This is a genomic window from Dysgonomonas sp. Marseille-P4677 (genome assembly GCF_016652235.1).
Classification (GTDB): Bacteria; Bacteroidota; Bacteroidia; order Bacteroidales; family Dysgonomonadaceae; genus Dysgonomonas.
Genome location: NZ_JAEPKU010000232.1, coordinates 1 through 2,857 on the forward strand (window position 1 = coordinate 1; position 2,857 = coordinate 2,857).

Consider the following 2,857-nt stretch of genomic DNA (forward strand, 5'->3'; position numbering starts at 1 on the left):
CTTTTATGTATAATCCAACTTACTTAAAACAAAGAAGATTATTTGCATTTATGAACTTCTATAAAATAACAAAAAAATGAAATCTATAATATACTTACTCTGCATCACATTGATAAGTATATCTTGTGTCCAGAGCCAAAATAAAACAAATGATAATATGGAATATAATAAACTTACACTTGAAGAAGAACGTGTAATCTTACACAAAGGAACGGAAGCTCCATACACAGGAGAATATACTAATAATAAACGCAGTGGAATGTATGTATGTAAAAGATGCGATACTCCGCTATATAGATCATCTGATAAGTTCGATTCTCACTGTGGCTGGCCATCATTTGACGATGAAATAAAAGGAGCGGTAAAACGTCTACCTGATGCGGATGGAAGGCGAACCGAAATTATTTGTGCCAATTGTGGTGCTCATTTAGGGCATGTCTTCTTAAATGAAGGATTCACTGATAAAAACACAAGACATTGTGTAAATTCCATTTCTTTAAAGTTTATACCAGAACAAAATAAAATGATAAAAAAAGCATATTTTGCCTCAGGTTGCTTTTGGGGCACAGAATACTACTTTATGAAGGCAAATGGAGTAAAGCATACTGCTGTAGGCTTTATGGGTGGTCACATAGACAATCCTTCTTATGAACAAGTATGTCAAAAAAATACCGGACATCTCGAAACTACTGAGGTAGAATATGACACCTCAAAAACGACTTATGAGGATCTGATTAGATTATTTTTCGAGACACATGATTTTACTCAAACAAATGGTCAGGGGCCTGATATTGGTCCTCAATACTTATCATGCATATTTTATGCGGATGATAATGAAAAAGAAATTGCGGAAAAGTATATTGACATACTAAAGACTAAAGGTTATAAAGTGGCTACAATGTTGAAACCTCTCTCCACTTTTTGGAAAGCAGAAGATTATCATCAGCAATACTACGAACACAAGGGTACCAAACCATATTGTCATGTATATAAAAAGATTTTCTAAGCTATAATACATATCAAACTAATTACTAATCATTTAGTAAATATATTTCATTTTTCAACACACAAATATGGTTATTTGATGGTTATACCTTAATTTTGTCACCTAACTAAAGAAATAAAAAACAATAATAATAAAACCTAACTGAAAAAATTATTATGCTTAAAACAATCTTATCAGTATCTGGTAAACCGGGACTGTATCAATTAATTTCGAGTGGCAAAAATATGGTTATTGTGGAATCTCTTGTCGATGGAAAAAAAATCCCTATTCATGCTCGCGACAAGGTGGTTTCTTTGGGAGATATATCTATCTATACAGAAACTGATGATACTCCTCTTAAGGATATCCTTATTAGCATTAAGCAAAAAGAAAATGGAGGAAAAGCATCTATTAACACGAGTGCTAAACCTGAAGAATTAAAAAAATACTTTTTAGAAATATTACCCGACTTCGACAGAGATAGAGTATACCCTACAGATATAAAGAAAATTATAGGATGGTACAATATCCTCATCAATGCCAATATTGACTTCGAACAGGTTGAAGAAAAGACAGAAGAAGAGGTTGAAAGTGCAGAATAAACTAAATTGATTAGTAGGTAAAATTACTATATCTATATAAAATAAAAAAGAGAGGAAATTTCCTCTCTTTTTTATTTTATATTCGGGGTTGAATTATTCAACAACGAAGATTGCAACACGGTTCCATGCATTTTCAGCATATGGTTGTACAGTATCGCCTTTCCATTCTACAGTTACACGGTTGCTATCGATGTTATATTTCTTGATCAACGCATTTGCTACATTCTTAGCACGTTTTTCAGAAAGTTTTTCATTGATAGAAGGAGTACCTGTTTTCTTGTCTGCGTAACCTACGATTTTAACTTTAGCTTTTGAATTATCTTGAAGATATTTAGCTGTATTAAAGATGCTAACTTCTTGGTTCTTGTCAATATTAGCACTTCCAATACGGAAGAATACTACGTTAGACACGAATGAACCTTTGTTAACTTCAACAATTTTTTCAATTGTCTTAGGTTCTGGACATTTAGGGCAATCTTGAACTGGTCTGTTAAGTTCTTGACGAAGTTTGTTAATTTGATTATTCAAATCATCGATAAGACCTTGATCCATTAGTAACGCCTCAGAGAAATCAGTTTTCTTACCAACCTTAACTACTAAACTAGCAGAAGCTGCAACAAGTCCGTCATAAGAATTACTTCCACCATGATTAAAGGCTTCTTTTAGTAACATAGCTGATAAATCAATATCAAGAGCTACTCTGTTAGACAATCTGAATTTGTTGATAATACCACCATTAATAGTGAAACTTCTTTGTTTTCCACCTGGATGAGTCTTATCATCTAATTTGTAGTCCCAGCCAATAGCACCACCAATACCTACATAAGGAATTAAGCTATAAACACGTTTTTCGCTATATTTACCTAAATAGTTAGTAACATCCCACATCAAATCTGCTTCTGCTGCAAAATATTTGTTGTGAATCATGTCTGTTGCATTATTGGCAAAATTGTGTAAAGATCCACCTTGGACTTTAATACGACCTCCAATATAAGGATTATACCATTTACCAAATTGAACAGTTGGAGCAACTGTAAAACGATTTAAGAAATCTGCATCACCGTTATAGTCTCCAATAACCATATTGGCACCAGCACCAACACCGATAAACCAGTTATCCCAAAAACCGTTACGCGCAAAAGTCGCTTTACGGCCAGCTTTAGTACTAAATCCACTCTCTTGAGCAAACATAGTAATAGCCGCAAAAACTAAAACTAAAAGTAAACTTACTTTTTTCATAATCAATCTTTTAAATTATAATTAAACACTA

Annotated in this window: 3 protein-coding genes; 2 read left to right on the top strand and 1 reads right to left on the bottom strand. The window is 33.0% G+C overall.

The window, feature by feature from the left end; all coding sequences use genetic code 11:
• Positions 1 to 76: 76 nt before the first annotated feature.
• Positions 77 to 1,006 (top strand): bifunctional methionine sulfoxide reductase B/A protein, encoded by a 930-nt coding sequence (locus tag JGH11_RS19620; RefSeq protein WP_201114596.1) that lies wholly within the window; start codon positions 77 to 79, stop codon positions 1,004 to 1,006.
• A gap of 155 nt (positions 1,007 to 1,161) precedes the next feature.
• Positions 1,162 to 1,587 (top strand): DUF5606 domain-containing protein, encoded by a 426-nt coding sequence (locus tag JGH11_RS19625; protein WP_201114597.1) that lies wholly within the window; start codon positions 1,162 to 1,164, stop codon positions 1,585 to 1,587.
• A gap of 93 nt (positions 1,588 to 1,680) precedes the next feature.
• Here the strand turns inward: JGH11_RS19625 and JGH11_RS19630 are convergent, their stop codons facing one another.
• Positions 1,681 to 2,826 carry an OmpA family protein gene (locus JGH11_RS19630; RefSeq protein ID WP_201114599.1) on the bottom strand — a complete coding sequence of 382 codons (1,146 nt, stop codon included), beginning with the start codon at positions 2,824 to 2,826 and terminating at the stop codon, positions 1,681 to 1,683.
• Positions 2,827 to 2,857: the final 31 nt, after the last annotated feature.

Coding starts and splice junctions, on each gene's coding strand:
- JGH11_RS19620 (WP_201114596.1), top strand. CDS start 77: ATGAAATCTATAATATACTTACTCTGCATCACATTGATAAGTATATCT.
- JGH11_RS19630 (WP_201114599.1), bottom strand. CDS start 2,826: ATGAAAAAAGTAAGTTTACTTTTAGTTTTAGTTTTTGCGGCTATTACT.
- JGH11_RS19625 (WP_201114597.1), top strand. CDS start 1,162: ATGCTTAAAACAATCTTATCAGTATCTGGTAAACCGGGACTGTATCAA.